General features: G+C 73.1%; 24 protein-coding genes. 9 read left to right on the top strand and 15 right to left on the bottom strand.

Annotated elements, in window-relative coordinates:
• Window positions 1-45 precede the first annotated feature (45 nt).
• The 4 genes from ACIPXC_RS02575 to ACIPXC_RS02560 form a co-directional block, all read right to left on the bottom strand.
• Window positions 46-696 (bottom strand): hypothetical protein, encoded by a 651-nt coding sequence (locus ACIPXC_RS02575; protein WP_401612691.1) that lies wholly within the window; start codon window positions 694-696, stop codon window positions 46-48.
• Window positions 697-829: 133 nt separating this feature from the next.
• Window positions 830-1,576 carry a succinate dehydrogenase/fumarate reductase iron-sulfur subunit gene (locus ACIPXC_RS02570; protein ID WP_401612689.1) on the bottom strand — a complete coding sequence of 249 codons (747 nt, stop codon included), beginning with the start codon at window positions 1,574-1,576 and terminating at the stop codon, window positions 830-832.
• Window positions 1,573-3,522: a fumarate reductase/succinate dehydrogenase flavoprotein subunit gene (locus ACIPXC_RS02565; RefSeq protein WP_401612687.1), complete on the bottom strand. Its 1,950-nt coding sequence runs from the start codon at window positions 3,520-3,522 to the stop codon at window positions 1,573-1,575. Before ACIPXC_RS02565 ends, ACIPXC_RS02570 begins: the two co-directional genes overlap by 4 nt.
• A 2-nt stretch (window positions 3,523-3,524) precedes the next feature.
• Window positions 3,525-4,220 carry a succinate dehydrogenase gene (locus ACIPXC_RS02560; protein ID WP_401612684.1) on the bottom strand — a complete coding sequence of 232 codons (696 nt, stop codon included), beginning with the start codon at window positions 4,218-4,220 and terminating at the stop codon, window positions 3,525-3,527.
• 72 nt (window positions 4,221-4,292) lie between these two features.
• Here ACIPXC_RS02560 and ACIPXC_RS02555 point away from each other — a divergent pair, with 72 nt between their 5' ends.
• Together ACIPXC_RS02555 and ACIPXC_RS02550 are read left to right on the top strand one after the other, a co-directional pair.
• Window positions 4,293-5,171 carry a LysR family transcriptional regulator gene (locus ACIPXC_RS02555; protein WP_401612681.1) on the top strand — a complete coding sequence of 293 codons (879 nt, stop codon included), beginning with the start codon at window positions 4,293-4,295 and terminating at the stop codon, window positions 5,169-5,171.
• A gap of 181 nt (window positions 5,172-5,352) precedes the next feature.
• Window positions 5,353-5,490, top strand: coding sequence for a hypothetical protein (locus ACIPXC_RS02550; protein WP_401612679.1), 138 nt, complete (start codon window positions 5,353-5,355; stop codon window positions 5,488-5,490).
• 72 nt (window positions 5,491-5,562) lie between these two features.
• Here ACIPXC_RS02550 and ACIPXC_RS02545 read toward each other — a convergent pair whose 3' ends face one another.
• Both ACIPXC_RS02545 and ACIPXC_RS02540 read right to left on the bottom strand, forming a co-directional pair.
• Window positions 5,563-7,704 carry a putative bifunctional diguanylate cyclase/phosphodiesterase gene (locus ACIPXC_RS02545; RefSeq protein WP_401613111.1) on the bottom strand — a complete coding sequence of 714 codons (2,142 nt, stop codon included), beginning with the start codon at window positions 7,702-7,704 and terminating at the stop codon, window positions 5,563-5,565.
• A gap of 98 nt (window positions 7,705-7,802) precedes the next feature.
• Window positions 7,803-8,633, bottom strand: a complete 831-nt coding sequence (locus tag ACIPXC_RS02540; RefSeq protein ID WP_401613109.1) for an SAM-dependent methyltransferase — start codon at window positions 8,631-8,633, stop codon at window positions 7,803-7,805.
• A 713-nt stretch (window positions 8,634-9,346) separates the two neighbouring features.
• On the opposite strand from ACIPXC_RS02540, the gene ACIPXC_RS02535 reads away from it, so the two are divergent.
• The 3 genes from ACIPXC_RS02535 (at window position 9,347) to ACIPXC_RS02525 (ending at window position 11,297) form a co-directional block, all read left to right on the top strand.
• Window positions 9,347-9,661 carry a hypothetical protein gene (locus tag ACIPXC_RS02535; protein WP_401612676.1) on the top strand — a complete coding sequence of 105 codons (315 nt, stop codon included), beginning with the start codon at window positions 9,347-9,349 and terminating at the stop codon, window positions 9,659-9,661.
• Window positions 9,662-9,692: 31 nt separating this feature from the next.
• Complete coding sequence (locus ACIPXC_RS02530; RefSeq protein WP_401612674.1) at window positions 9,693-10,463, top strand: hypothetical protein; 771 nt, start codon at window positions 9,693-9,695, stop codon at window positions 10,461-10,463.
• Between the two features lie 183 nt (window positions 10,464-10,646).
• Complete coding sequence (locus ACIPXC_RS02525; RefSeq protein ID WP_401612672.1) at window positions 10,647-11,297, top strand: hypothetical protein; 651 nt, start codon at window positions 10,647-10,649, stop codon at window positions 11,295-11,297.
• A gap of 138 nt (window positions 11,298-11,435) precedes the next feature.
• Here ACIPXC_RS02525 and ACIPXC_RS02520 read toward each other — a convergent pair whose 3' ends face one another.
• Window positions 11,436-11,954, bottom strand: coding sequence for a hypothetical protein (locus ACIPXC_RS02520; protein ID WP_401612670.1), 519 nt, complete (start codon window positions 11,952-11,954; stop codon window positions 11,436-11,438).
• 374 nt (window positions 11,955-12,328) lie between these two features.
• Here ACIPXC_RS02520 and ACIPXC_RS02515 point away from each other — a divergent pair, with 374 nt between their 5' ends.
• Complete coding sequence (locus ACIPXC_RS02515) at window positions 12,329-12,991, top strand: class F sortase (protein WP_401612667.1); 663 nt, start codon at window positions 12,329-12,331, stop codon at window positions 12,989-12,991.
• Between the two features lie 37 nt (window positions 12,992-13,028).
• On the opposite strand, the gene ACIPXC_RS02510 is transcribed toward ACIPXC_RS02515, so the two are convergent.
• Both ACIPXC_RS02510 and lysX read right to left on the bottom strand, forming a co-directional pair.
• Window positions 13,029-13,925 (bottom strand): polysaccharide deacetylase family protein, encoded by an 897-nt coding sequence (locus tag ACIPXC_RS02510; RefSeq protein WP_401612665.1) that lies wholly within the window; start codon window positions 13,923-13,925, stop codon window positions 13,029-13,031.
• 92 nt (window positions 13,926-14,017) lie between these two features.
• Window positions 14,018-17,320, bottom strand: coding sequence for a bifunctional lysylphosphatidylglycerol synthetase/lysine--tRNA ligase LysX (gene lysX / locus ACIPXC_RS02505; protein WP_401612662.1), 3,303 nt, complete (start codon window positions 17,318-17,320; stop codon window positions 14,018-14,020).
• A gap of 83 nt (window positions 17,321-17,403) precedes the next feature.
• On the opposite strand from lysX, the gene ACIPXC_RS02500 reads away from it, so the two are divergent.
• The gene (locus ACIPXC_RS02500) at window positions 17,404-17,865 is read left to right on the top strand and encodes a universal stress protein (protein ID WP_031147185.1); all 462 of its coding nucleotides are present in this window, start codon (window positions 17,404-17,406) and stop codon (window positions 17,863-17,865) included.
• A 43-nt stretch (window positions 17,866-17,908) separates the two neighbouring features.
• Here the strand turns inward: ACIPXC_RS02500 and ACIPXC_RS02495 are convergent, their stop codons facing one another.
• Entirely contained in the window at window positions 17,909-19,105 is a 1,197-nt protein-coding gene (locus ACIPXC_RS02495; RefSeq protein WP_401612659.1) for a CapA family protein, read from the bottom strand.
• A gap of 300 nt (window positions 19,106-19,405) precedes the next feature.
• Here ACIPXC_RS02495 and ACIPXC_RS02490 point away from each other — a divergent pair, with 300 nt between their 5' ends.
• Both ACIPXC_RS02490 and ACIPXC_RS02485 read left to right on the top strand, forming a co-directional pair.
• Window positions 19,406-19,945, top strand: coding sequence for a sigma-70 family RNA polymerase sigma factor (locus ACIPXC_RS02490; protein ID WP_030957433.1), 540 nt, complete (start codon window positions 19,406-19,408; stop codon window positions 19,943-19,945).
• A gap of 232 nt (window positions 19,946-20,177) precedes the next feature.
• Window positions 20,178-20,642, top strand: coding sequence for a hypothetical protein (locus ACIPXC_RS02485; protein ID WP_401613107.1), 465 nt, complete (start codon window positions 20,178-20,180; stop codon window positions 20,640-20,642).
• A gap of 42 nt (window positions 20,643-20,684) precedes the next feature.
• On the opposite strand, the gene ACIPXC_RS02480 is transcribed toward ACIPXC_RS02485, so the two are convergent.
• The 5 genes from ACIPXC_RS02480 to ACIPXC_RS02460 all read right to left on the bottom strand — a co-directional run bounded on the left by ACIPXC_RS02480 (window position 20,685) and on the right by ACIPXC_RS02460 (window position 26,583).
• Window positions 20,685-21,068, bottom strand: coding sequence for a hypothetical protein (locus tag ACIPXC_RS02480; RefSeq protein ID WP_401612656.1), 384 nt, complete (start codon window positions 21,066-21,068; stop codon window positions 20,685-20,687).
• Window positions 21,069-21,079: 11 nt separating this feature from the next.
• Entirely contained in the window at window positions 21,080-21,955 is an 876-nt protein-coding gene (locus ACIPXC_RS02475) for an Fpg/Nei family DNA glycosylase (protein WP_401612653.1), read from the bottom strand.
• A gap of 20 nt (window positions 21,956-21,975) precedes the next feature.
• Window positions 21,976-23,229, bottom strand: a complete 1,254-nt coding sequence (locus tag ACIPXC_RS02470; RefSeq protein ID WP_401612650.1) for a hypothetical protein — start codon at window positions 23,227-23,229, stop codon at window positions 21,976-21,978.
• 74 nt (window positions 23,230-23,303) lie between these two features.
• The gene (locus tag ACIPXC_RS02465) at window positions 23,304-25,367 is read right to left on the bottom strand and encodes a SpoIIE family protein phosphatase (RefSeq protein WP_401612648.1); all 2,064 of its coding nucleotides are present in this window, start codon (window positions 25,365-25,367) and stop codon (window positions 23,304-23,306) included.
• 7 nt (window positions 25,368-25,374) lie between these two features.
• The gene (locus ACIPXC_RS02460; protein WP_401612645.1) at window positions 25,375-26,583 is read right to left on the bottom strand and encodes a DUF6777 domain-containing protein; all 1,209 of its coding nucleotides are present in this window, start codon (window positions 26,581-26,583) and stop codon (window positions 25,375-25,377) included.
• Window positions 26,584-26,735: the final 152 nt, after the last annotated feature.

Genomic DNA, 26,735 nt, shown 5'->3' with positions numbered 1-26,735 from the left:
TGGCGGACGCGGCGCGGGAACGAGCTGTACCGGTACCCGTGAGGCTCAGGCGTCGCCGGACAGCAGCTGCTGGGGCAGTTCGCGGAAGCTCCACCGCCCGCTGCGGCGGGTGAACTGCCAGACCAGGTCGTAGCGGTCCGGCCAGGCCGCGGGGAGGCCGAGGACCCGGTCGGCGCCGAGGGCGCGCACGAGGCGGGGGATCCCGGTGTGCTCCCAGCAGACGAGCGCGGGCATGGGCCCGGCCAGCAGGGCGTGGGCGAGGGCCGGTTCGGCGCCGACGGCGAACTCGGCGCGTACCGGGGTGCGCAGGGCGGTGGCCAGGGCCGTCACGGTCTGGCGGCACCGGGCGGGAGCCGGGGCCTTGCCTCCGGCGGCGAACACCACGGCGGGACGGGGCAGGGAGGACCGTTTCGCCGGCGGGAAGAGCCTCGGGAGCTCCTCGGCCCGGCGCCAGCCGCGCCCGGCCAGCGAGCCGGGGTCGTCCTCGCCGTCCTCGTCCCAGCCGGTGTCCCCGGCGTACGGCTTCTCCGCGTGCCGGATCACCATGATCAGGGCGTCCTTGGCGGCGGGCTGCTGCCCGGGCGCCGGTGGGCGGGGCGCCTCCCCACCGGAGCAGCCCGCTGCGGCCAGGGGCGCGAGGGCGGCGGCCAGTACGGCTCGGCGGCGTGGTCCGGTCCCGGCGGGAAGTGCTGGCATGGGACCACTGTCTCCCATGGCCGCGGGCCCGCCGGGGCGCGGCACGACGGCGCCGGGGCCGGTCAGCCGATCGGCGCAGGGACCCCGGGACGGCGGGGCCCCTGCGCCGGCGGCGGCTGGTGCGCCCGGCGGGTCAGCGGGGGCCCTTGCGGACCGCCCGCAGCCATTCCTTGTTCATCGCGGCGATCGACGGCAGCGGGATGCCCTTCGGGCAGGCCGTGGCGCATTCGCCGGTCAGGGTGCAACCGCCGAAACCCTCCTCGTCCATGCGGGCCACCATGTCGAGCACACGGGTCTCGCGCTCGGGCGAGCCCTGCGGGAGCACATTGAGGTGGTTGACCTTGGCGGAGGTGAAGAGCATCGCCGAGCCGTTGGGGCAGGCCGCCACGCAGGCGCCGCAGCCGATGCACTCGGCGTGCTCGAAGGCGAAGTCGGCGTCGGCCTTGGGTACGGCGGTGGCGTGCGCCTCGGGGGCCGAACCGGTGGGTGCGGTGATGTAGCCGCCGGCCTGGACGATCCGGTCGAAGGCACCCCGGTCGACGACCAGGTCCTTGACGACGGGGAAGGCCGCGGCCCGCCAGGGTTCGACGTCGATGGTGTCGCCGTCGTCGAAGGACCGCATGTGGAGCTGGCAGGTGGTGGTGCGCTCGGGGCCGTGGGCGTCGCCGTTGATGACGAGGCTGCAGGCGCCGCAGATGCCCTCGCGGCAGTCGTGGTCAAAGGCGACCGGGTCCTCGCCGCGCAGGATGAGGTCCTCGTTGAGGGTGTCGAGCATCTCCAGGAAGGACATGTCCTCGGAGATCCCGTCGACCTCGTACGAGGCCATGCGGCCGGGGGCGTCGGCGCCGCGCTGGCGCCAGACGCGCAGGGTGAGCTTCATGCGTAGCTCCGCTGGGTGGGGTGGACGTACTCGAAGACGAGGTCTTCCTTGTGCAGGACGGGGGCGGCGGCGGTGCCGGTGAACTCCCAGGCCGCGGCGTAGGCGAAGGCCTCGTCCCGGCGGGCCGCCTCGCCGTCCGGGGTCTGGGACTCCTCGCGGAAGTGGCCGCCGCAGGACTCGGCGCGGTGGAGCGCGTCGAGACACATCAGTTCGGCGAGTTCGAGGTAGTCGACGATGCGGTTGGCCTTCTCCAGCGACTGGTTGAACTCCTCGCCGGTGCCGGGGACCTTGATGCGGCGCCAGAACTCCTCGCGGATCTGCGGGATGCGGTCCAGCGCCTTGCGCAGGCCCTGTTCACTGCGGGCCATCCCGCAGTACTCCCACATGAGTTCGCCGATCTCGCGGTGGAAGGAGTCGGGTGTGCGGTCGCCGTCGACAGCGAGCAGCTTCTCCAGCCGTTCGCGGGTCTCGCGGACGGCGGCCACCGCCTCGGGGTGGGTGTCGTCGACGGTGTCGCGGTGCGGGTGGCGAGCCAGGTAGTCGTTGATGGTGGAGGGGAGCACGAAGTAGCCGTCGGCCAGGCCCTGCATGAGGGCGGAGGCGCCGAGGCGGTTGGCTCCGTGGTCGGAGAAGTTGGCCTCGCCGATCGCGAACAGGCCGGGGACGGTGGTCTGGAGGTCGTAGTCGACCCACAGCCCGCCCATCGTGTAGTGCACGGCGGGGTAGATCCGCATGGGGACCTCGTAGGGGTTCTCCGCGGTGATCCGCTCGTACATCTCGAAGAGGTTGCCGTATTTCTCGGCGACCTTGTCGCGGCCCATGCGGCGGATGGCGTCGGCGAAGTCGAGGTAGACGCCCTGCCCGCCGGGGCCGACGCCGCGGCCCTCGTCGCAGACGTTCTTGGCGGCGCGGGAGGCGATGTCGCGGGGCACGAGGTTGCCGAAGGAGGGGTAGATCCGCTCCAGGTAGTAGTCGCGCTCCGCCTCGGGGATGTCGGCGGCGGGGCGGGTGTCGCCCTTGGCCCTGGGGACCCAGATGCGGCCGTCGTTGCGCAGGGACTCGCTCATCAGGGTGAGCTTGGACTGGTGGTCGCCGGTGCGCGGGATGCAGGTGGGGTGGATCTGGGTGAAGCAGGGGTTGGCGAAGTAGGCGCCGCGCCGGTGCGCCCGCCAGACGGCGGTCGCGTTGGAGTTCATGGCGTTGGTGGAGAGGTAGAAGACGTTGCCGTAGCCGCCGCTCGCCAGGACCACGGCGTCGGCGTAGTGGGTGGAGAGCTCGCCGGTGATCAGGTCACGGGCGACGATGCCGCGGGCCACGCCGTCGACGACGATCAGGTCGAGCATCTCCGTGCGGGCGTGCATCTCGACGTTGCCCGCGGCGATCTGCCGGGAGAGGGCCTGGTAGGCACCGAGGAGGAGTTGCTGACCGGTCTGGCCGCGGGCGTAGAAGGTGCGGGAGACCTGGACGCCGCCGAAGGAGCGGGTGTCGAGGAGACCGCCGTACTCGCGGGCGAAGGGCACGCCCTGGGCCACGCACTGGTCGATGATCTCGACGGAGATCTGGGCGAGGCGGTGCACGTTGGACTCGCGGGCGCGGAAGTCGCCGCCCTTGACGGTGTCGTAGAAGAGGCGGTGCACCGAGTCGCCGTCGTTGCGGTAGTTCTTGGCCGCGTTGATGCCGCCCTGCGCGGCGATGGAGTGGGCCCGGCGCGGGGAGTCGGAGAAGCAGAACTGCACGACGTGGTAACCCTGCTCGGCGAGGGTCGCGCCGGCCGATCCGCCCGCCAGGCCGGTACCTACGACGATGACGGTGTGCTTGCGGCGGTTGGCGGGGTTGACGAGCTTCGCCTCGAAGCGGCGCCGGTCCCAGCGGTCCGCTATGGGGCCCTCGGGAGCCTTGGTGTCGGCGATGGGCTCGCCGGTGGTGTGGTGCGCGTAGCTGCTCACGGTCAGTTCACCATTCCGGTCATGACGGCGACGGGGACGGACACGAAGCCCGTGAAGAGGACGGCGGCCAGGCCGTTCGCGAGGGCCTTCAGCGTCCGCTCGCGACGGGCGCTGCCCGCGCCGAGGGTCTGGGCCGCGCTCCAGAAGCCGTGCCGGACGTGCAGGCCGAGTGCGGCCATCGCCACGATGTAGACGGTGTTCCCGTACCAGGTGGAGAAGGTGGCGAGGACGTTCTCGTACGGGTGACCGGCCCAGGCGCGCTCGTTGACGGTGAGCGTGGTGAGGTCGAGCAGGTGCCAGACGATGAACAGGCCGAGGATGACGCCGCCCCAGCGCATGGTGCGGGTGGCGTAGCCGGCGCGGCGGCGCTTGTGGACGTACGTGACCGGGCGGGCCTTGAAGTCGAGCCGACTGAGCTGGTAGGCGGACACGGCGTGGGCGGCGACGGCGGCGAGGAGGACCACGCGGACGAGCCAGAGGGCCCACTCGTAGTGGAGGAAGGGCGAGCCGAGGGTGCGCAGCCAGTGGGCGTAGCCGTTGAACTCGTCCGCCCCGAAGAAGATCTTGAGGTTGCCGAGCATGTGCACGACGAGGTAGCCGAGCATGATCAGCCCGGAGACCGCCATGACGGTCTTCTTTCCGATGGTGGAGCGCCAGAGCGAGGGGGCGCGCGTCCGGGTGCGCGTTGCCAGAGCCATGGCATCGACGGTAGGGACGGAGGACCCGAAAGGTCCAAGACATGATGTCGGTCATCTTGATAGACATGGCCTATGCAGTTCCAGCAGCTCCTCTACTTCGTCGCCGTCGCCGAGACCCGGCACTTCACCCGGGCCGCGGAGCGGGTGCACGTCGCCCAGCCGTCGCTCTCCCAGCAGATCAAGGCGCTGGAGCGGGAGCTGGGTGCCGAACTCTTCAGCCGCGCCCGGGGCAACATCGCGCTGACGGACGCGGGTGAGGCCCTCCTGCCGCTGGCCCGGCGGATCCTGGCGGACGCGGACACGGCGCGGCTGGAGGTACAGGAACTGGCGCAGCTGCGGCGCGGGCGGATCCGGCTCGGGGCGACCCCGAGCGTGTGCACCGGCCTGCTGCCGGGGGTGCTGCGCGCCTTCCACGCGGCGCACCCGGGGATCGAGCTGCTGATCGAGGAGAGTGGTTCGCTCGACCTGGTGCGGGAGCTGGCGCGCGGGGCGCTGGACCTGGCGCTGATCGCCCTGCCGCTGCCGCCCTCGGCGCCGGCGCTCACGACGGTGGAGCTGCTGACGGAGGACCTGGTGGTGGTGTCCTCGACCAGGCTGCCGGCACCCGGCGGGGGCCGGGAGCTGACCATCGCGGGGCTGCGCGACGAGCCGATGGTGATGTTCCGGCACGGCTACGACCTGCGGGAGCTGACCGTGGCCGCCTGCCGGGCGGAGGGCTTCGAGCCCGCCTTCACCGTGGAGGGCGGCGAGATGGACGCGGTGCTCGGCTTCGCGCGGGCGGGGCTGGGCCTCGCGGTGGTCCCGGCGATGGTGGTGGCGGGCGCCGGCCCTGGGCTGCGGACGACCCCGCTGGCCGGCTCGCCGCTGCGCAGGACGATCGCACTGGCCCACCGCACCGATGTGGCTCCCCCGCGGGCGGCGCGCGAGCTGAAGCGGATGCTGATGGCATGACCAGGCCCCGGGGTCGCACACCCCGGGGGCCTCAGGGGGCGGAGGTGGGCGGGGGTCTCTGGGGCGGGGCGGCGCCCGGGCAGGGGCCTCAGGCGGGGGTCGACCGGGCTGCGGGCAAGGGACCTCAGGCGGGGCGTGCGCGGCGCCCGGGCAGGGGCCTCAGGCGGGGGTGGGCGGGGCTATGAGCAGGGTCCGGTCGAGCGAGGCGGAGCGGCTGTCGGTGGCCGCGGGGGTCCTGGCCGACACCGCCGAGCGGTACGAGCGGGTCGTGGAGGCCGTCCGGACCCCCGGCCGCGGGACGGAGGTCGGACTGGACTGACATGGCGCCGCACGCCGGAGGCGGGCGCCACCGGGACCGCCCGGCCCGGGCCCGCCACGGGCCCGGACAGCGTCAGGAAGGTGTGGGCACCGCATCCGAGAGGGACAGGGCGTGGATGCGGTCCGGGGCCCCGGGGCGGGCGTAGTACCAGCCCTGGGCGGTGTCGCAGCCGAGCGCGCGCAGCTGGGCGGCCTGTGCCCCGGTCTCCACGCCCTCGACGGTGACGGCGAGTTCGAGGCTGTGGGCCAGCGCGACGATCCCCTCCACGATCTTCACGTCGACCGGGTCCGCCGGCTGCTGCTGCATCCCCCGGGTGAAGGAGCGGTCGAGCTTGAGCACGCTGACCGGCAGGCGCCGCAGATTGGCCAGGTTGGAGTAGCCGGTGCCGAAATCGTCGAGGGCGATGTCCACGCCGAGTTCGGCCAGGCGGCGCAGCGGCTCCAGCAGTTCGTCGTCCGCGCCTATCAGGGCCGATTCGGTGACTTCCAGGCACAGCGCGCCCGGGGCGAGGCCGGACTTCTCCAGCACCGCCACGGTGTCGGCGACCAGGCCCGGGTGGTGCAGCTGGGTCGGCGAGAGGTTGACGTTGATCCGCAGGGCCGCGCCCCCGTGCTCGCGCTGCCAGACGCGGGCCTGACGGACGGCCTCCTCAAGGACCCACCGGCCGAGGGGGACGATCAGCCCGGTCCGTTCGGCGAGCGGGATGAAGCGGTCGGGGCCGAGCACCCCGTACTGCGGGTGGGACCAGCGCACCAGTGCCTCGGCACCGTGCACGGTGCCGTCGCGCATGTGGACCAGCGGCTGGTATTCGATGAAGAACTCGCCGCGCTCCAGGGCCGCCGGCAGGGCGTTGGTCAGGCCGTGCCGGGTGATCGCGCGGGCGTCGGCCTCGGCGTCGGCGAACTCGAAGCGGTTGCCGCCCGCCGCCTTGGCCCGGTACATCGTGATGTCGGCGCTGCGCAGCACCTCGGCCGGGGTGCGCTCCTTGGCCCGGCCCTCGACGATGCCGATGCTGCCCCGGACCGACAGCTCCCGGCCCTCCAGCCGGATCGGCGTCGACAGGGCCGTCAGGATGCGGACCGCGAGGTCGGTGACCTGCTGCTCGGTGTCGGGGCCGGTGGTCAGCGCGACGAACTCGTCGCCGCCGAGCCGGGCGACGACCTCGCCGGGGCCGGTCGCGCAGCTCTGCAGCCGGTCGGCGACCTCCACCAGGAGCCGGTCCCCCGCCGAGTGCCCGAGGCTGTCGTTGACCGCCTTGAAGCCGTCGAGGTCCAGGTAGCACAGGCCGTAGCGGTCGCCCCCGGACCCGCTGAGGGCCTTCTCCAGGCGCTCGAAGAACAGCGTCCGGTTGGGCAGTCCGGTGAGGGCGTCGTGGGTGGCCTCGTAGCGCAGGCGCAGGTTCAGCAGCCGGCGTTCGGTGGTGTCCTCCATCAGCGCCAGCTGGTACTGCGGCTTGCCGTCGGCGTCGCGCAGCAGCGACACCGTGAGGTTGGTCCACAGCACGGTCCCGTCGTGGCGGTAGTACGGCTTCTCCACGCGGTAGCTCTCGCGCTCGCCGCGCACCAGCTCGCCGTACATCCGCCACACGTGGGGGGTGTCGTCGGGGTGGCCCCACTCGCTGATGTTGCGGCTGCGGACGTGCCCCTCCAGCCCGCCGAACATCTGCAGCAGCGTGTCGTTGACCTCCAGGACGTTCCCGTCGAGGTCGGCGATGCCGATGCCGACGGCGGCGCCCTCGAAGACCGCCCGGAAGCGTTCCTCGCTGGCGTGCAGGGCCTGCTGGGCGTCGGTGCGGGCGGTCAGCGCGGAACGCGCGATGGCCTCCTGCTCGCTGAGGGTGCGCTCGCGCAGTGCCCGGGCGTATCCGGCGGCGATCGCGTGCTGGAGCCGGGCACAGCGCGAGTGGTATTCGGCGGTGGCCTCCACGCCGGAGGCCTCGAGTCCGTCCGGTCCGCAGTAGAGGACCAGGTAGGACTCGATCACGCCGAGGGTTCCGGCGAGGGCCTCGGGGTCGGTGCAGTGCACGGCGACCAGTTCCGCACCCACCCGCTGGGCGACGGTGGCGTCGAAGGGCCTGGCGTGCAGCGCCTCGGTGAGCGTCCGGGTGAGCGGCACCAGGTGCCGTTCGAACTCGGGCCGGGTGAGCGAGGTCGCGGTGACGGGGAAGATCGCCCGGCCCCAGATCGTCGCGAAGCGGGAGATCCGGTCCTCGATGCCGCCGTTGGGCCCCGCCGCGGGCTGCGTCTGCGGTGCGGACGCGGCTGCGGGCGCCGCGACGGTGTTCGGCGCGCCCGCCGTCTGTGCCGGGAGTCTCACGCCTTGCGTCCCACACCTGCGTAGCCCGAGAACGCGTAGGGATCCTCCGGAGCCTCGCCGTCCTCCCCGTCCTCGGCGCGGTCCGGGCGCCAGTCGGGCATGGAGACCAGCCCGGGCTCCACCATCTCGAACCCTTCGAAGAAGCCGCTGATCTGTTCCCCGGTCCGCATGACCAGGGGGTTGCGGATGTCCCGGTAGACGCCGACGGCACCGCCCGCGACCTCCTGCGTGAGCGGGATGCCCTCGTAGGAGGCGTGCGTGAGGATCAGCAGGCTGCCGGGGGCCAGCGCGTCGCGCAGTTCGGCCACGGCCTCGTACGGGCGGTCGGTGTCCTCAAGGAAGTGCAGGACCGCGACGAGCAGCAGGGCGACCGGGCGGTCGAGGTCGAGGAGCCGCCCGACCTCGGGGGCGGCCAGGATCTCCCTGGGCTTGCGGAGGTCCGCGGCCACGACGCCGGTGTGCTCGTCGTCCACGAGGACGGCATGGCTGTGCGCCACGGCCACCGGATCGTGGTCCACGTAGACGACGCGGGCAGCGGGGCTGGCGGCCCGGGCGATCTCGTGGACGTTGCCGAAGGTGGGGATGCCGGAGCCGATGTCGAGGAACTGCGTGACGCCCTCGGCGACGGCGTGCCGCACGGCGCGGCGCATGAACGCCCGGTTGGCCTGCATGATCTTGGGCAGGCCCGGCATGAATTCCATGGCACGTCGGGCCGCCTGGCGGTCGACCTCGAAATTGTGGGACCCGCCGAGGTAGTAATCGTAGATGCGGGACACGCTCGGCACCGATATGTCGATGCCTGGCGGGGCCCAGGCGGGGCGCTCCATCGGGATCTCCAAGCGTTGTTCCTGCGGCGGTCCGCGCGGGGTCGGACTCCTGTCCGAGCCGAATGTACTGATCATTGACCAACAGGGCGAGCAAAAGCGGAAATTGGCGATCCGTTCTTCGTCACACACCAAAGGCACCCGGCGGCCCCCGCGGAGCAAAAGACCGGTACCGACAAATCCCTTTTGAGAATTGACCGGAGGGTGATCGGACTCCGCCGCAACCGCTCCGCGGCTGGCTCAAACCTATCCGGTCGGTACTCCACCCGTTCAGGCGAACCGGGGCCGAGCCTCGCGTGCGCGGGGGCGCGCGGCTCCATGCTCCCCGGGTGAACAGAGCCTGTGCCAGGCGCCTGCTGGCGGTCCCGGTCCTGCTGTGGGCGGCCCTGTCCGCCACGCCGGCCGTGGCTGATAGCAGCGCCTACGCGACGACCGACCCCGGCGACGGCGCGAGTGCCACCGCCGTGGTCGCGGCGGCCTCCGGCGACGGCCGCGGACGCGGCCGGGGTGGTGGACATCACGGTGACGACCACCGCTCCGACCACGCAAGACACCGTGGTGACGGCCGTGGCGGGGGGCATCACGGCCGCCCCCACTGCCCACCGCCGCCACCCCCGCCGTGTCCGCCGAAGCCGCCCCCGAAGCCCACCCCGCCGCCCGAGCCGAAGCCCACTCCGCCGCCCCCCAAGCCCACGCCGAAGCCCACGCCGAGCCCGGTGCCGACCCCACCGCCGCCGCCCCCGAAGCCCGCGCCCGCGCCGCCCAGGGCCGCGCCCCGACCCGTACCGAAGCCCGTCCTGCCCGCACCGGCCCCGCCGAAGCCGAAGCCCGCCCCGCCCCGGGCGGCCCAGGCACCCGCACCTCCGCAGCCGCCCCCCACGGTGGCCGCGCCCCCACCGAAACCGGTGGCCCGCCCGGCGTACGCCGCGGCGACCCGCAAGCCGGCCGAGCACCACATCTCGCCGGTCACCTTCACCCTGCTGACCGCGGCTCCCGCGGTGCTCGCGATCGTCGCGCTGCGCCCGCGGTAGACCGCCCGACGTCGAACGATCTGGAGTCATCTTGTCGGAATGGCTCGTCCTGTCCCTCGCGATGGCCGCGGCCTGTGCCGTGGTGCTGTCCATCGCCTTCTTAAATCACCGCAGGATCGGCGAGGACGACGATCCGAACGAGACCCCGGACGTCATCGAGTACATGACGATGATGATCGGGGTGATCTACGCGATCGTGCTGGGCCTGGCGATCGCGGGCGTCTGGGAGGGGCGCGGAGCCGCCCAGGAATACGTACGCCAGGAAGCACAGGCCCTGCACGAGATCAGCGTCCGCTCGCAGGTCTACCCGGCCGAGGTCCGCACGAGGATCCGGGCCGACGTCGACGCGTACGTGACCTTCGTGGTGGACACGGAGTGGAAGGTGATGGCGGACGACGGCGAACTCACGGACCGCGGCGGGCAGCTGCTGGAACGTATCCGCCGGGACGTCACCGACTACGAGCCGCAGACCGACCACGAGGGCCAGGCCTACCAGCCCCTCGTCGACCAGGTGGCGGTGGCCGACGACGCCCGCAGCGCACGCGGCGCGAGCGCGGGGGCCACCATGCCGGGCGTGGTCTGGTTCGGGCTGATCACCGGCGCGCTGATCACGGTGGGGCTGATCTTCACCCTGCAGATCCGGCGCTCGTTCCGGGAGATGCTGCTGGCCGGGCTGTTCAGCGCGCTGATCGCCTTCCTGCTGTTCCTGATCTGGGACTTCGACTCACCGTTCGGGCGGGGCATCTCGGCCACCGCCGAACCGTTCCTGAAGCAGTTCTCCCACCTGGACCTCGGCGGCTGACGCCGCCGGGCAAACCGGGGACGGGCCTCCCGTCCCCGGTTCGGCCTACGACCATGCCCCATTCGCCCGTTCCTGATCGCGGGCCCCGGCACCCGCGCCTAGCGTGGCGGACATCGAGGCGCACGACCCCCCACGTGCGGAAACCGTTCCGCGGCTGCTCCTCGGGGATCCGGAGAATCAACCATGGGTGCGATACGTCCCTGCGTCACCGCCCTGCTGAGCGTCGGTGCCATGTCCGCCGTGCTCGCGCTCGGAGCCCTCGGCGCGCCCGCCGCGTCCGCGGCCGAGGCCCGGACCGACACCCGGGCCGTGCCCCGGGCCGAGAAGCCCGCGGACGGACAGGCCCGGCGGGTCACTTCGTTCGGTTTCACCATCACCCCCTCGACCGTCGCCCCCGGCGGCCAGGTGGTGCTCGCGGTCAGCGGCTGCAACGCCGCCTATTCCACGGCCTCCTCCGGTGTGTTCGACACCGTGAGCATCGCGCGCGGCCAGAGCGTGAGGGCCACCGTGGACCGGGACGCCCGGCCCGGTGCCCTGTACTCCGTCTCCTTCACCTGCAACGGGGAGACCGGCTCGGCCGATCTGACGATCGCCGGCGGCACCACCACGCCCACGACGAGCTCCACGAGGACGGCCACCGCCACGAACCGGGCGACGAACCCCGCCGTGGCCCCCCTCACCACCACCTCCGCCCGCGGTGTCCGCGGCGGCCTCGGCGGCAGCGTGGCCGGGATGAACCCGGTGGAACTCGGCGTCGGCGCCGGCCTCTTCCTCGCCGCCGCGGGCGGCACGGCGTACGCCCTGCGCCGCAGGGCCACCGGCCGCGGTCATTGAATCCCCCGCGTCTCCGCCTCCCCCGTGTCTCCCCCTCCCCCGCGTCTCCCCCCTCCACCGCCGGTCGCCCCGGATCCTCGGGGGAGGACGCGGGGCGACCGGCACAGCGGGCGGTGTCCGACCGGGAGGGCCTTCCGGTCAGCTCCGGCCGCGGAGCGGACGGCGACGGCGCAGCACGTGGGCACCCGCACCCAGGGCGGAGGCGCCGACCAGGCCCGCGCCGATGGCCGTCTCGGCGGTGGACGGGCCGAGGGACCCTCCGATGCCGCCCTGAGAGGGGTTGCCCTCAAGGATCCGGAAGCGGGCCGTGGCGATGAGGTTGCTGTCGTTGCACTTGACCGACAGCGTGCGGGTGCCCGGCGAGGCGTGGTTGAAGATCCGCACGGTCGCGAACCCGATCGATCCGGCGGACAGGTTCGCCGGCGGAAAGCTTCCGTGCGAGGTGACGGTACCGCCGTGACCGCAGCCCGCCGCGCTCACCTGCATCGTGGAGCCCTGGTGCACGGCGTACGGGTTCACCGAGATGTTGCTGGGGCCGTTCCCGCCCCCATTCCCACCCCGGCCCCCGGGGTCCTGGTTCGCGGAGGCGAGCGGGGCACTGAGGCCGAGGGCGGCGCAGGCTGCCGCCGTCACGGTAAGAGCGCGCAAGACACGCATGGTGGAACCTCCAGCGGGAAGCGCCCCGGAGCGTCGGCCCCGGATGATCGACGAGAACGCCTCCCACGTCGAACCCTCCGGTCGTCCCGCAATCCGCGCATGTCCGGCTTTGGGCCGCCCGGTTGAGCGACACGCCGAACCGCGGACGTCCGGGCCCGTGGATCCGCAGGTCACGACCCGTCAGGCATTTATGTGACGATTACCTGGATGGGCGCATCCCTTCCGGCTGCTGCGGCCCCCGCCGCGGCCGCGGCCACCCGTTCGCCCCTCCCCTCTCGCCGACCTGCCGCCCCGGCCTTAGCGTGCGTGAAGCAGGGCGTACAGGGGTGGGACGGGAACGCGGGTCGGGACCCCCGCGTCGGGAAGGGAGAACGATGGGCGAGGACGAGACAGGGCACTCGCGCAAACGCTCACCGTGGGGCGTAATCGCCCTGGTCATGCTCACCGGCCTCGCCATGGTGCGCAACGGCGTGAACGTCGACGACGGACCGCCCCAGCCCACCGCGGCCTCGGCCGTCGCGGTGACGGCCGACCAGTTGCCGGCGAATCCGCCGACGCCGCCCGCGGGCATGGAGCTGCTGGAGCACTCGTCCGTGCAGCGCATCCGGATCCCCACGATCAACGTGGACGCGCCGGTGATGACGGTCGGGCTGGACGCGGAGGGCTGGATCGACGCGCCGCCGCCGCAGGACCGCAACCTCGCGGGCTGGTACCTCAACGGCATCTCGCCGGGGCAGCGGGGTTCGGCGGTGATCGTCGGCCACGTGGACAACGCGCAGGGCCCGGCGGTCTTCTACGGCCTGGGCTCGGTCAAGCCGGGCAACCGGGTCGAGGTGGAGCGGTACGACGGGCGCACGGCGGTGTTCGAGGTGTACGGCGTGGAGGTGTTCTCCAAGGAGGCCTTCCCCGGAGCCCGTGTGTACGGGGACACCGGGCACGCGGAGCTCCGGGTGATCACCTGCGGCGGCGGATACTCCAAGGCGCGCGGGTACGACGGCAACGTGGTCGTCTTCGCCCGGATGGTGGAGGCCCGCTGAACGGGGGGCCGGGGGAAGTCCCGGCCCCGCCCCGTCGTCAGTGCGACGCCACGGCGGACAGGGTCGGCAGCGTCATCCGGTAGCCCCGTGCGAGCAGGTGGGGCAGATAGGAGGCGATGGCCTGGACGCTCTGCGACCGGTTGCCGCCCGCGTCGTGCGAGAGCACGATCGCGCGGGGCCCGGCGCCGCGCAGGACCCGGGAGACGATGGTGGTCACGCCGGGCTCCTCCCAGTCCAGGCTGTCCACGGTCCAGGCGAGCGGCTCCATGCCCAGCTCGGCCCCGATCTCGAAGGCGGCCCGGTTCCACTCCCCGTAGGGCGCCCGGAACCACTGGGGCGCCTCGCCCACGGCCCGTTGGACGACCTCGCTCGTGCGGCCGATCTCGGCGGCGAGGGCCGGCCGGCTCAGCTTGGGGATGTGCGGGTGGGTCCAGGTGTGGTTGCCGATGACGTGCCCCTCGTCGGCCATGCGGCGCAGCAGGTCCCGGTTCTCCGCGGCCATCTCCCCGCAGACGAAGAACATGGCGCGCACGCCGTAGCGGGCGAGCGTGTCGAGGATGGCCGGGGTGTATCGGGGGTCGGGCCCGTCGTCGAAGGTGAGGACCATGGAGCTGTCGGTGTGTGCGTCGGCCGGGAGTTCCAGGATGGGCCGGCTGCGTACGGCCGGTTTCACCGCGGCCGGCCGGGCGGGGGCGTCCGCCGTCATGGGGCGCAGCCGGTAGGCCTTCTCGGGCAGGGCCCCGGGAAGCGCGCCGGGCGCTCCGGCCGCGGGGTTCGGGCCGGGCCCGGACGCGGGTCCCGGTGCGCCCGGTGTCGCGGGCGTACCGCCCTCGATGCCGTTGCGGGTGGTGATCAGTCCGGCGGCCGCGACTCCGAGGAGGACGGCGGTGCGCAGGAGCACGCGTCGCCCTACTGTCGGCTCGTCTTTTTTCATTATTACTACGTATCAACGACATCCCCGCAGATGTCGGGAGGCGCGGACGCGCCCCGCCCCGCTCACCCGTGCGGACCAGCCCCCGCGGCCGGTCAGCCGCGCCGCACCAGGGGGAAGGGGAGGGTCTCGCGGATCGTCAGACCCGTCAGGAACATGACGAGGCGGTCCACACCGATGCCGAGGCCGCCGGTCGGCGGCATCGCGTATTCGAGGGCGTCCAGGAAGTCGTTGTCGAGTTCCATGGCCTCGGGGTCGCCCCCGGCCGCGAGCAGGGACTGGGCGGTGAGCCTGCGCCGCTGTTCCACGGGATCGGTCAGTTCCGAGTAGGCGGTGCCCAGTTCGGTTCCGAAGGCGACGAGGTCCCAGCGCTCGGCCAGCCGCGGGTCCCGGCGGTGCTGGCGGGTGAGCGGGGAGACGTCGGTCGGGAAGTCCTTGTAGAAGGTGGGGAGTTTCGTCCGCTCCTCCACCAGCCGTTCGTACATCTCCAGGACCACGTCGCCGCGGGTGTCCTGCGGTCCGTGGGGGACCTTGGCCCGGTCGCACAGCCTGCGCAGCACGCCCTCCTCGGTGTCGGCGTCGACCTCCTCGCCGAGGGCCTCGCCGATGGCCCCGTACATGGTCTTGACCGGCCAGGTTCCGGAGATGTCGTGGACGACGAGCTTGCCGTCGGGGCCCGCCTTGTGCGCGACCGGTGAACCGAAGGCCGCCGTGGCGGCTCCCTGGATCAGTTCCCGGGTGAGGTCGAGCATGACGTCGTAGTCGGCGAAGGCCTGGTAGGCCTCCAGCATCGTGAACTCGGGGTTGTGCTTGTAGGAGACGCCCTCGTTGCGGAAGGTGCGGCCCATCTCGAAGACCTTCTCCATGCCGCCGACGCAGAGCCGTTTGAGGTACAGCTCGGGCGCGATGCGCAGGTACAGGTCGAGGTCGTAGGCGTTGATGTGGGTGCGGAAGGGCCGGGCGTTGGCGCCGCCGTGGATCTGCTGGAGCATCGGGGTCTCGACCTCCAGGTAGCCGCGGTCGAGCAGCCCCTGGCGCAGCGCCTGGACGGCGCTGGAGCGGGCCCGTACGACGTCGCGCGCCTCGGGGCTGGCGACGAGGTCGAGGTAGCGGCGGCGGACCCGGGCCTCCGGGTCGGCGAGACCCTTGCGCTTGTCGGGTAGGGGCCGCAGGCACTTGCCGGTGAGCTGCCAGGAACGGACGACGAGGGAGAGCTCGCCGGTGCGGCTGGCGCCGGGCTCGCCGGTCACGAGGACGTGGTCGCCGAAGTCGACCTGGGAGGTGAAGGAGTCGAGCACCTCGGGGCCGGCCTCGTCGCGGGTGAGCATCAGTTGTATGTCGCCGGACCAGTCGCGCAGCACGGCGAAGACCACGCCGCCGAGGTCGCGCACGACCATCACCCGCCCGGTGAGGGTTGCGGGCTCGGTGGTCCGGGCGCCCGGCGGGTGGCTCGGGTGGGCCGCCTTCAGCTGGGCGACGGTGTGGGTGCGCGGGCGGATCCCGACCGGGTAGGGGTCGGTGCCCAACGCCCGGATGCGGTCGAGTTTGGCGTGGCGTACGCGTACCTGTTCGGGCAGCCGCTCGACGGGTACGCCCGGGAGCTCCTCCCCCACCGCCTCCAGGCCCAGGGAGTCGATGGGGGGCAGGCCCTCGGTGGTGGCGGGGGCGGTGACGCCCTTGGGGTGGGCGTTGCCCCACAGGGTGCGCAGGCTGGGTACGGAGACGAAGCCCTCGGCGATGCCGGAGGCGAGGCTGACCCGGGCGAGCGAGCCGGCGTCCTGGTAGCAGAGGAACCGCGGGTACCACTCGGGGCCGTACTTGACGTTGGAGCGGTACAGCGCCTCCAGCTGCCACCAGCGGGAGAAGAAGAGCAGCAGTCTGCGCCACACCTTCAGAACGGGGCCGGCGCCGATGCGGCCGCCCTCCTCGAAGGCGGACCGGAACACGGCGAAGTTGAGGGAGATGCGCCGCACGCCGAGGCCGGGGGCCGCGGCGCACAGTTCGGCAACCATGAACTCCATGACCCCGTTGGGCGCGGTGCGGTCGCGACGCATCAGGTCGAGGGAGATGCCGTCGCTGCCCCAGGGGACGAAGGAGAGCAGGGCGATCAGCTCGCCCCGGGCGTCGAAGGCCTCGACCAGCAGGCAGTCCCCGTCGGCGGGATCTCCGAGCCGGTCCAGGGCCATGGAGAAGCCCCGTTCGGTCTCGGTGTCCCGCCAGCGGTCCGCCCGGTCGATGATGGTCCGCATCTCGTCCTCGGAGAGGGCCGAGTGACGGCGGATGACGGTGGTCGCACCGGCCCGCTCGACGCGGTTGACGGCCTGGCGGGTGACGCGCATGTCCCGGCCGTCGAGGTCGAAGTGGGCGACGTGCAGGATGGCCTCGTCGCCCAGTTGCAGGGCGCTCAGCCCGGACCGGGCGAAGGCGGTGGCGCCGGCCTCGGACGCGCCCATCACGGCGGGCTGCCAGCCGTAGCGGCCGGCCACGGACAGCCAGGCGTCGATGGCTGCGGACCAGGCGGCGGGGTCGCCCACCGGGTCGCCGCTGGCGAGGCAGACGCCGGCTTCGACACGATAGGTCACGCCGGCCCGGCCGTTGGGGGCGAAGACGACGGCCTTGTCGCGCCGGGTGGCGAAGTAGCCGAGCGAGTCGGACCGCCCGTAGGCGCCGAGGAGGGCCCTGATCCTGGGTTCCTCGTCGCCGTGCAGGGCCGCGGTCAGCCGCTGGGAACGGAAGAGGGTGGCGGCCGCGTTGAGCAGGGCGACGGCGCCGAAGAGGCCGAGGAGGAAGTACAGCGGCCGGGGCGGGCGGCCGTCGAACTGCCGGGCCGAGAAGAGGCCGCCAAAGACCTGTTTGGCTGCCCAGTCCAGCCACTGGCCGCGGGGCAGGGAGCCGGGGAAGAGGGCGACGAGGGCCCAGCCGAGGAGGACGGCGGCGAGCATGCCGAGGCCGAGGACGATCAGGGCGTGCCACAGCGCCCCGGGCCGGGACGCGGCGTAGAACTCCTTGCGGGCGGCGATCAGTACGGCCAGGGCGGCGACGGCCAGCGCCATGGAGGAGATGCCGATCCAGTAGTCGCCGACCGCGATGTCCAGCAGGTCGTCGACGACCAGCAGGGCCAGATAGGTGATGACCATCCACCAGGCGACCTTCTTGCGGGTCCCGAGGGCCGCCGCGAAGAGGAAGAGGAAGACGGCGTAGGCGAGGTTCGCGCTGACCGGTACGACGATCAGGTCGAGGAAGCGCACGACGTGCCGCAGGAGGCGCCGCAGCGTCGGGGAGAGCGACAGCAGCGCGCACAGCAGGCCGATCGTCCCGAAGAACGCGCCGAATCCGTCGGGCACCCGGTTCAGGAAGCGGCTGCGGGTGCGTTGCGTCTCCTGCGCGGTGGCACTCATGGTTCGCACTGTAGGGAGGGGTGCGCCGGTGCGCGCGCCGAGCGGGTGGGGGCCGCGCGCACGCCACGGCCTATCCTCGCAGGGTGACGGAGCACGTGAACACGGGATTCGAACGCGGTACCGACGGCCCGAAGGTGATCCTGGCCGGGGTGGACGGTTCGGAGTCCTCCCTGCGGGCGGCGGCCTACGCGGCGGGCCTGGCCCGGCGGCAGAACGCACTGCTGGCGCTGGTGTACGTGCAGCCGGTGGTGCCGGCCGGGGCGGCGCTCGGCGCGCCCGTGGCGGACACGACGGGGGAGATCGCGGAGGGGCTGGTGGCCGAGATCCGCGCATCGGCGGAGCGGCTCAAGGGCATCTACGAGGTGCGCTGGGAGTTCCACACCTTCCGCGGCGACCCCTACGCCGGCCTGGTGAGCGCGGCGCAGGAGCTGATGGCGGACGCGGTGGTGGTCGGCGCCTCGGAGCAGGCGGGGCACCGCATCGTCGGTTCGGTGGCGATCCGTCTGGTCAAGGCGGGCCGCTGGCCGGTGACCGTGGTCCCCTGACCGGTCCCGCCCCGGGCCCGGGGACCGACGGAGAACCGAGTCCCTACGGGGCGGCCTTCAGGCCGTCCTTGGCGGCGCCTCGGCTGAGGACGGCCTCGGTGATCTCGTCCCGGGCGGCCTCGTAGTCCTGACGGCCCGGGTCCTCGGCGAGGGCGTCGGGGAGGTGGACGACCCGGCCTGCGGACAGGTCCATCATCTGCGGCACGAACTCGGCCTTGGTGACCTGCCAGCGCTGCCCGGCCCCGGCCGGTGGGGCGAAGGTGAAACGGCCGATCGAGCCGTAGTTGCCGCGCATGTCGCGGGCGCCGCTGTGGTTGAACATCTCGCCCGCCACCTGGTCGCCCATGCCGTAGACGATCCAGGTCCCGTTGACCTTCTCGTAGGGCTGGGGAACGTGTGCGTGCGTACCCAGAATGATGTCGATGTCGGGCCGGCCCCCGGTGTGGGAGGCGGTCAGCGCCCTGCCGAGCGAGAGCTGCGTCTCATCCGGTTCCGTCTGCCACTCCGTGCCCCAGTGGACGCTCACCACCACCACGTCCGCGCCCGCCTTCCGCGCTGCCCGGGCATCCACGATGATCCTGTCCTGCTTCATCAGGTTGACCGCCCACGGCTGGCCCTCCGGCAGCGGGTAGCCGTTGGTGTCGTAGGTGTACGCGAGGTGCGCCACCTCGGCGGAGCCCGCCGAGTAGGTGGTCACCGCGGCCGCCTCGGCCGCCGTCCGGGCGGATCCGGCGTGCTTCAGGCCGACCTTGTCGAAGCGGTCCAGCGTGCGGCGCAGCCCGGCGGCGCCGTCGTCGAGGGTGTGGTTCGAGGCGGTGGAGCAGCCGTCGTAGCCGGCGTCCTTCAGGCCGTCGGCGACCTGCGGCGGGGAGGTGAAGGCCGGGTAGCCGGAGAAGGGGCCGCCGTCCTCCCCGTAGATCGTCTCCATGTGGCAGAGGGCCAGGTCGGCTCCCGAGACCATGGCCTTGACTCCGGAGAACATCGGCCTGAAGTCGTAGCCGTCGTCCTGCGCGTCGTTCGCCGCGCGCCGGATGACCGAGGTGTGCGGCAGTACGTCGCCGCTCGCGACCAGGGTGAAGCCCTTGGCGGCGGGCGCACCCGCGGCGCTGGAGGGAGCCGGCGGGCCGGATTCCCCGAGGCGGGCCGGGGCGGTGCCCCCGGCGGCCGAACATCCCGCCGCCGCGGACAGCAGGAGGGCGCAGAGCAGGGCGAGCGCCCGGGGCGGGGTGCGCGTGGTCATCATCGGCTCCCATTTGTATGACTATCTGACATGTCATCATCTGAAATCCATAGAACAGCACGCGGTAAGTCAAGGACCGGACCGTGTCCGGCCGACGAGCCCACTCCGACGGCGGACACCGCACGCCCCTGCCGTTCGCCGCGCCGTTCGACCGTTCACCGCCCGGCACGGCCGCCCGTCGGACCACCCGGTTGCTTGGGCGCAACGCCGGGGCAGGACGGTTCCGGGTCGGCTCCGCGCAGGTCAGGGTGGACGGGGCAGCCCCCATGGACCCCCCGCGCACCCCGGAAGGAGCCACACGTGCCGCTCTCCCCCACCCTCCCGCGTACGGATCCCGAGGCGCTGGCCGAACTCCAGCGCGACCACGGCCGGGCCCTGTTCGGATTCCTGGTCGGCCTCACCGCCGGCGACGCCCAGCGCGCGGAGGACCTCGTGCAGGAGACGCTCGTACGGGTCTGGCAGCACCCGGAGGCCCTGGCCAGCGGCCACGACTCCATGCGGCCCTGGCTGTTCACCGTGGCCCGGCGGCTCGCGATCGACGCCCGGCGGGCCCGGCTGTCACGCCCCCTGGAAGTGGACCCCGAGGGGCTGGAGCAGGCACCCGCACCCGAGGACGCGGTGGCCGGGTCGGTCACCGCGATCGACGTACGGCGGGCCGTGGGATCCCTGGGGCAGGAGCACCGGGAGGTACTGCTCCAGGTCTACTTCCGCGACCGGTCGGTGGCGGAGGCCGCAGCCGAGCTCGGCATCCCGGCCGGAACCGTCAAGTCCCGGACGTACTACGCCCTGCGCGCCCTGCGGAAGGGCCTCCAGGGCTACGGCTACGGCCTCGGCGCCTGACACCACCGCCCACCCGCGAACGGATCCCGGAACGGCGTGAAGGGATGCGGACCGGACAAAAAGCGCATCGAATTCGACATAAGACCGTCCAAGTTGAGTAAACATCCCCCGCGCCGTCAGCCGCTCGGTGAAGGCTCGGGGCTGACGACGGGACGCTCGACGCGCGGGAGAAGGTGGGACGGTGCAGCCCGAGGGTACGAACGGCACCAGTGACGGTGGGCTCGCGGTGCCCATGGCCTGGCTCTACGCCGAGTACATCGCCGACGAACTGCTGCGCACGGGCCGGCTGATCCCGGTCAGCACGCTGGAGTTCCGGGCCGGACGGGACACGCTCGCCCTGACCATCTACCTCTCCGACGCGGCCGGCGAGCTCTCCGGGATCCGCGTGGTCTCGCAGCTCGACGAGTGGCTGTCGCTGACGGCCTACGGCCACCCCTGGCGCGACTGGGTGCACACCCGCTTCCTCGACCTGGGCGAGGCGGCCCGGGAGAGCGGTTGCGGCGAGGACCCCGACCTGGAACTGGCCCGGGTGGCGTGGCGCTGGCTGGACGGCACCGAACTGTTCGCGACCAATCTCGACCCCGGGCGGCACGGCCACACCGACACCCCGCCGGGACTGGACGAGGACGCGCGCGTGTGGACCCCGGCCTGGCAGCTCGGGCTGCCCCTGGGCCATCTGGCGATGCACCTGTTCTGACCGGCGGCGCAGCCGCGCGTGTTCTGACCGGCGGCGCAGCCGCTAGCTGGACCGGTCGGCCGGATCCATGACCAGGCCCGTGAAATCGGCCTCGTTGCGCTCCGCCCGGCATACGTACCACCGGGCGATCAGCCACATCACCGGATACACCAGCAGCCCCAGCACCAGCCAGACGAGCGGCCCCGACCTGGCCCGGGGCAGCGCGAACACCAGCGGCAGTGCCCCGACCAGGCAGGCCAGCGCGGCCAGCGCCCCCAGGCCCGCGCGCAGCTGGCTGCGCATCAGGGCCCGTACGTAGGTGGCCCCGAGGCTGGTCTGCTCGGAGATCTCCGAGCGGGCCGGGGTGTGGGCGGGCGGGCGGCGGCGGGCGCCCCGGGGCACCCCGGTGACGACCTCGCGCCGGGGCGGCGGCAGCTCCTCGGGCATGGTGCCGGAGTCTACGCAGCGCCCCGCTGTTTGAGGAGGCGCGAAAGCCGCCGGTCGGCGAGCGGTTTCCCGCCGGTCTGGCAGGTGGGGCAGTACTCCAGCGAGGAGTCGGCGAAGGACACCGAGCGGATCGTGTCCCCGCACACCGGGCACGGCCCGCCGGCCCGGCCGTGCACGCGCAGGCCGCTCTTCTTCTCGGCCTTGAGCTTCCCCGCGGCGACGCCGTGCGCACGGCCGACCGCTTCGCGCAGGGTGTCCCGGACCGCGGCGTACAGCTGCGTGATCTGCTCCTCGTCGAAGGAGGAGGCGAGCTTGAACGGCGACACGCGGGCGGCGTGCAGGATCTCGTCGCTGTAGGCGTTGCCGATCCCCGCGATCACGTTCTGGTCCCGCAGGACGCCCTTGATCTGACGCCGCTCCCCCGCGAGCAGTGCGGCGAAGGCGTCCCGGTCGAAGCCGTCGGCGAGCGGATCGGGGCCGAGGCGGGCGATGCCGGGGACCTCCTGCGGGTCGCGGACCACGTACACGGCGAGCCGCTTGCGGGTCCCGGCCTCGGTGAGGTCGAAGCCGCCGCCGCCGTCGAGGGCGACGCGCAGGGCCAGCGGCCCCTTTCCGGGCCGCGGCGGCTGCGCGGGCAGGGAGTCCTGCCAGCGCAGCCAGCCGGCCCGGGCCAGGTGGGTGACGAGGTGGAGCTCGCCGATCCGCAGGTCGAGGAACTTCCCGTGGCGGGCCACCGCCCCGGCCGGCCGGCCTTCCAGGGCGGTGAGCGGCGGATCGTAGGTCTTGAGCACGCTCACCGCGAGCGGGACGACGCGCTCGACCACCCGCCCGGCGAGGTGCTCGTCGAGGTACTCGCGCAGGGCCTCGACCTCGGGCAGCTCCGGCATGGTCCCAGCCTGCCGCCGCCTCAGGCGAAACGCGAGCTGGGCACGGGGCCGGGCGAGGCGACGCGGTCCCGTGGGGCCGCGAGCCAGCCGGGGGCGACACCGGCCACGAAGGCGCGGAACGCCTCGTCGGGATCGGGCGGGGCCGCTCCGTCGCCGCCGTCCGGGGTGGGGTCGGCCGCGGCGATGTCCCGGGCGATCTCCACCTCGGACCGGTCGTCGTCCTGCCAGGGCGGGGCGACGAACTGGCACAGCAGCGTGCTGAAGTCGGCGCTCACCGCGGGCGGGTCGGTCCAGCAGGTGGCGTGCTCGGACAGGATCTGGCCGTCCGTGCGGGCGTGCAGTGTGCGGAGCAGGTCCGGGTCGCTCCGGTTCAGGTCGTAGGCGACGACGAGGGTGTCGGTGCGGCCGGGTTCGTACGGTACGGCGGGCAGCCCGAGCACCGCGGCGGCGGCGAGGCCGAGGATCCGGTCGGACCGGTCCGGCAGCAGCGAGACGCTCGCGGGGCGGCGCCCGGCGGCCTCCAGGGCGATCCCGAGGCGGTCCAGGCCGTGGCGGCACTGGCCGAGGGTGTCCCCGAGGTAGGCGTACCGGCCGGTCATCCCGGCGTCCCAGCCGTACGGGGACAGGGTGGCGAGCAGCCCGCCGGTGAGGCCGTGGTGCCAGCCCCGCAGGTCGGCGGCGCCGAGCGGGTCGGGGTGTCCGGCGCCGCGCTGGGCCTGGCGGGCCCGGCCACTGCGCCGGACCTGGTGCGCCTGGCGGTCCCTGGCGGGCGCCCACCGCGGGTCCTCGGGCGCCGGGAGACCGGGCAGCAGCGCCTCGGCGGTCTCCAGGTCCCCGGCGAAGAGGGTGTTGTGCACGAGGAGGTAGGTCTCGGGCCAGGCGGGCAGCCGGTCACGGCGGCCGGCCAGCAGCGCGGCGGCCTCGGCGTGCCGGCCCTCGTCCTCCAGGGCGGCGACCAGCTCGGTGAGGAGCGGGCGGGCGTCGGGGAGCAGCCCGAGCGCCTCGCGCAGCGGTGCTACGGCGAGGAAGGAGATGCCGCGCTCGACGCAGGCGTACCCGAAATCGTAGAGGGCCTGCGGTTCGTGGGGCTGCTCGGCGGCCGTGCGGGCGGCGTCGGCCAGGTCGGTGAACCCGGCCTTGTCGGCCAGGGCCCCGGTGGCCCGGGCGAGTTCGGCGATCGGTGCCGTCTCGGCGTGGGGTCGCAGGGAGCGGACCGCTCCGGGCAGATCGTCCTGCTGCAGCAAACGGCGTACTTCGTCCATGGTGTCGGTCATCGTCACCGATCCTCACGGACCGCTGCCGCCCGCCGCAACGGACTTTCGCCGGGCCCGGTGGCCCGGCGCGGTCCTCAGCCCATGACGAACTCGCACCACACGCATTTGCCGCTGCCGCGCGGCTCCACGCCCCATACGTCCGCCAGCCGGTCCACGAGCATCAGGCCGCGGCCCGACACTCCCGAATCGCCCGCCTCGCGGCGGCGCGGCAGCGCGCTGGAGCGGTCGGCGACCTCCACGCGCAGCCGGCGTTCGTGGCCCGCCAGGATGCGCAGGGTGACGATGGCGGGTCCGTCCGTGTGCATGAGCGCGTTCACGATCAGCTCGTCGGCGACCAGCTCGATCTCGTCGGCCCGTTCCCGTGCGCCCCAGGCGCGCACCGCCGCGCCGATCATGTGGCGGGCGGCCACCAGGGCCTCCGGGTCGCCCGGTGCCACGTGCTGCTGCAGCCGGCCGCCGCCGGGCGGCGCGGGGGCGGGGCGGCGACGCAACAGCAGCAGGGCCATGTCGTCGTTGCCGCCTCGCTCGGTGGCGATCTCGCACAGCCGGTCGGCGAGGAGCTGCAGGTCGGCGGGGCCGCTGCGGATGTGGGAGGTCAGCAGGTGTACGCCGTCGTCGAGGTCGGCCCCGGGGTGTTCGACCAGGCCGTCCGTGCACAGCAGGAGCGTTTCTCCCGGATCCAGTTCCACGGTGGTCACCGGGTACTCGAGACGGCCGAACTCCGCCGAAAGGCCGAGCGGCATGCCGCCGCCCACCGGGAGCCGGTGGCAGTCCCCGTCGCGGGTGCGCAGCAGGGGGTCGATGTGGCCGGCGCGGACCACCTGGAGCACTCCGGTGGAGAGGTCGGCCTCCACGTACGTGCAGGTGGCGAAGCGCTCGGTGTCCAGCTCGTGCAGGAAGACGGAGGCCCTGGCCATGACGGTGCCGGGCGAGTGCCCTTCGGCGGCGTACGCGCGCAGGACGATGCGGAGCTGGCCCATGACCGCGGCGGCGTGGGTGTCGTGGCCCTGGACGTCGCCGATGACCGCGCCGACCCGGCCGCCGGGCAGCGGGATGACGTCGTACCAGTCACCGCCGATGTCCTGGCCCATCCTGGCGGAGCGGTACCGTACGGCGATCTCGCCGCCGGGGACGGCGGGGATCCGCCGGGGCAGCATGGCCTGCTGGAGGCCCTCGGCCAGGTCGTGCTCCTGTTCCAGCAGCATGGCCCGCTGGAGGCTCTGGGCGATGCTGCTGCCGAGGGCGACGAGCAGGTTGCGCTCCTCCTGGGTGAAGCCGTCCTTGTCCTGGTAGAGCAGTCCGATGGCGCCGATCGGGCGGGCCTGGGCGATGAGCGGCAGGTAGGCGGCCGCCGAGATCTGCATGTACGAGATCTTCGCCCAGAGCGCCGGGTAGCCCTCGGCGAACTCCTCCGCCGAGTCGAGGAAGCGCGGCTGCAGGGAGCGGACCACCTCGCTCATCGGGTACTGCTCGTCGATGCGGGTGTAGCGGGTCCCGGGGACGAAGCTGCCGTCCGGGCCTTCGGCCACCAGGTGGATCCGGCCGGCTTCGACCAGGCCCATCACCATGCCCATGGAGCCCAGCCGCTCCAGGCCGTGGGCGTCGCCGAGCGCGTCGATGACGTCCTGGACGGTCCGGGCGTGCGCGAGGGCGGCGGTGGTGGACTCGACCACCGAGGTCTGGCGGCGCCGCTCCTCGTCGAGCCCGAGCCGTTCCGCCGAGTGGCTGAGTTCCTCGGTGGCGTCCCGGACGATGCCGATGATCCGGTGGGGGCGCCCGTCCCCGCCGCGCATGACGCGGCCCTGGGTGTGCGTCCAGCGCAGCCGCCCGTCCCGGCAGCGGATGCGGAAATAGGCGCCGTAGCTGTCCACCTCGCTCTTGAGGGCGGAGGAGACCATGGCGTCGAGCCGGGCCGATTCGGCGGGCGGGACGCGCGGGGAGAGGGACTCGGGCCGGCCGTCGTATTGCTCGGGGGCCATGTCGAAGACGTCGAGGGCGGCTTCGTCCATGTGCATGAGACCGGTGACCAGGTCCCAGTCGAAACTTCCCATGCGGTTGAGCGAGAGCGACCGGTCCGGGTGTGCGGGCCAGTCGTCCGGCAGCGATACGGTGGTCGGCACCGGTCCACCATGACACACGGGCCGGTCAGGCGCTCTCCAGCGGGTAGTACTGGTCGGCGGTCGGCTGGAGGTCCGGGTCGACGTAGGCGTCGGCGGAGGGGTCCGTGTACGGGTCGGCGTAGGGATCCGCGTACGGGTCGGAGTACGGGTCCGCGTAGGGGTCCGCGTAGGGGTCCTGGGGGTCGCCGGGCTGCGTCGTCGATCCGTCGGGGTACGGCGGGAGCGCCGGATCGGCGGGGTCCTGCGTCAGCGGGTCGGAGGGGACGTCCGACGGCGGCCGCTGCTGGGGCTGCTGCGGCTGCCGCGGCCGGGTGGAGGGGTGCAGCGGCGCTGCGGGGCTCTGCGGCTGGTTCGCGCCCGGCGGGCTCTGCGGGGCCGCCTGGTCCGGGGTGCCGGAGGGGGTGGCGGGCCCGCTCGGGATGCCGTCGGCCGGGTCGTAGGGGGGCAGGACCTGCGGGGTCCGGTCCTGGGCCCCGTCGTCACCGCGCTTGCGCTCGATCCAGGTGTTGTCGGCGACGTTGACGATCACCAGGTTGTTGATCACGTGGGTGGTGGGTTCGATGACGACGACCTGGTTGGGCTGGTAGCCGTTCCACGGGGCGCCCTTGTGCACCGGGCTGCCCTTGGCCGAGCGCGGGGAGCCCAGCGGGTTGCCGCAGCCGCATCTGACCCGTGGCATGCCGTGGTCGTCGACGAGGACGGCGGTGCCCGCCTGGAGGACGGACTGGTAGCCGTCGGCGCGGCCGTTGCGGAAGCCGTGGTTGGTGACCCGGGTGTCGGCGCGCAGCACGACGGGGGTGAGGCCGCGCAGGAAGCCGGGGATCCCGGCCTCTTCGATCCCGGACGCCTGGGCGAAGGCGCGGGCCTTGGCGCTGTCGTCGGTCAGGTGCTGCACCTGCAGTTCCACGTCGCAGCTGCCGAGCCGCTGGGTGCCGCCGTAGAGGCCGGGGGTGGCCGCGTTGACGGTGCGGATGCCCTGCCCGGTGGGGTTGGGCAGCGGGGGCTGGACGGGTGCCGACTCGCCGGTGGCCGAGGAGGCGGTGAAGGGGTCGGGGCCGGGGCTGGCCACCGGCTGGAGGTAGACATCCTGGCTCTCGGGCCCGGCCGCGCTGGTCGGCTCCTCGTGCCCGCCGCAGGCCACGGCGAACAGGCCGAGCAGGGCGAAGAGGGCGGCGCCGGCCGGTGCCTGACGACGCGACGCCTGACGAGGTGTCGGAAGTGACGATCCGTTCACGAATTTCTCCCTTTTCGCCCCGATTGCTCCCCTCTTGTCTGCCGCATCCACGCGGGAGCCGCAACCGGAGTGCCCCCCGAACGCTCCCGAGGGGGCACACGGGCCCGGCCCATGAATCGAACGCGTTCAAGAAATCGGGCCGCCGGACCGGC

It is taken from the genome of Streptomyces sp. NPDC090021, from assembly GCF_044748225.1.
In the GTDB taxonomy this organism is placed as follows: Bacteria; Actinomycetota; Actinomycetes; order Streptomycetales; family Streptomycetaceae; genus Streptomyces.
Note: the sequence above shows the minus strand (reverse complement) of the source record. Positions and strands in the feature narration are given on the sequence as shown.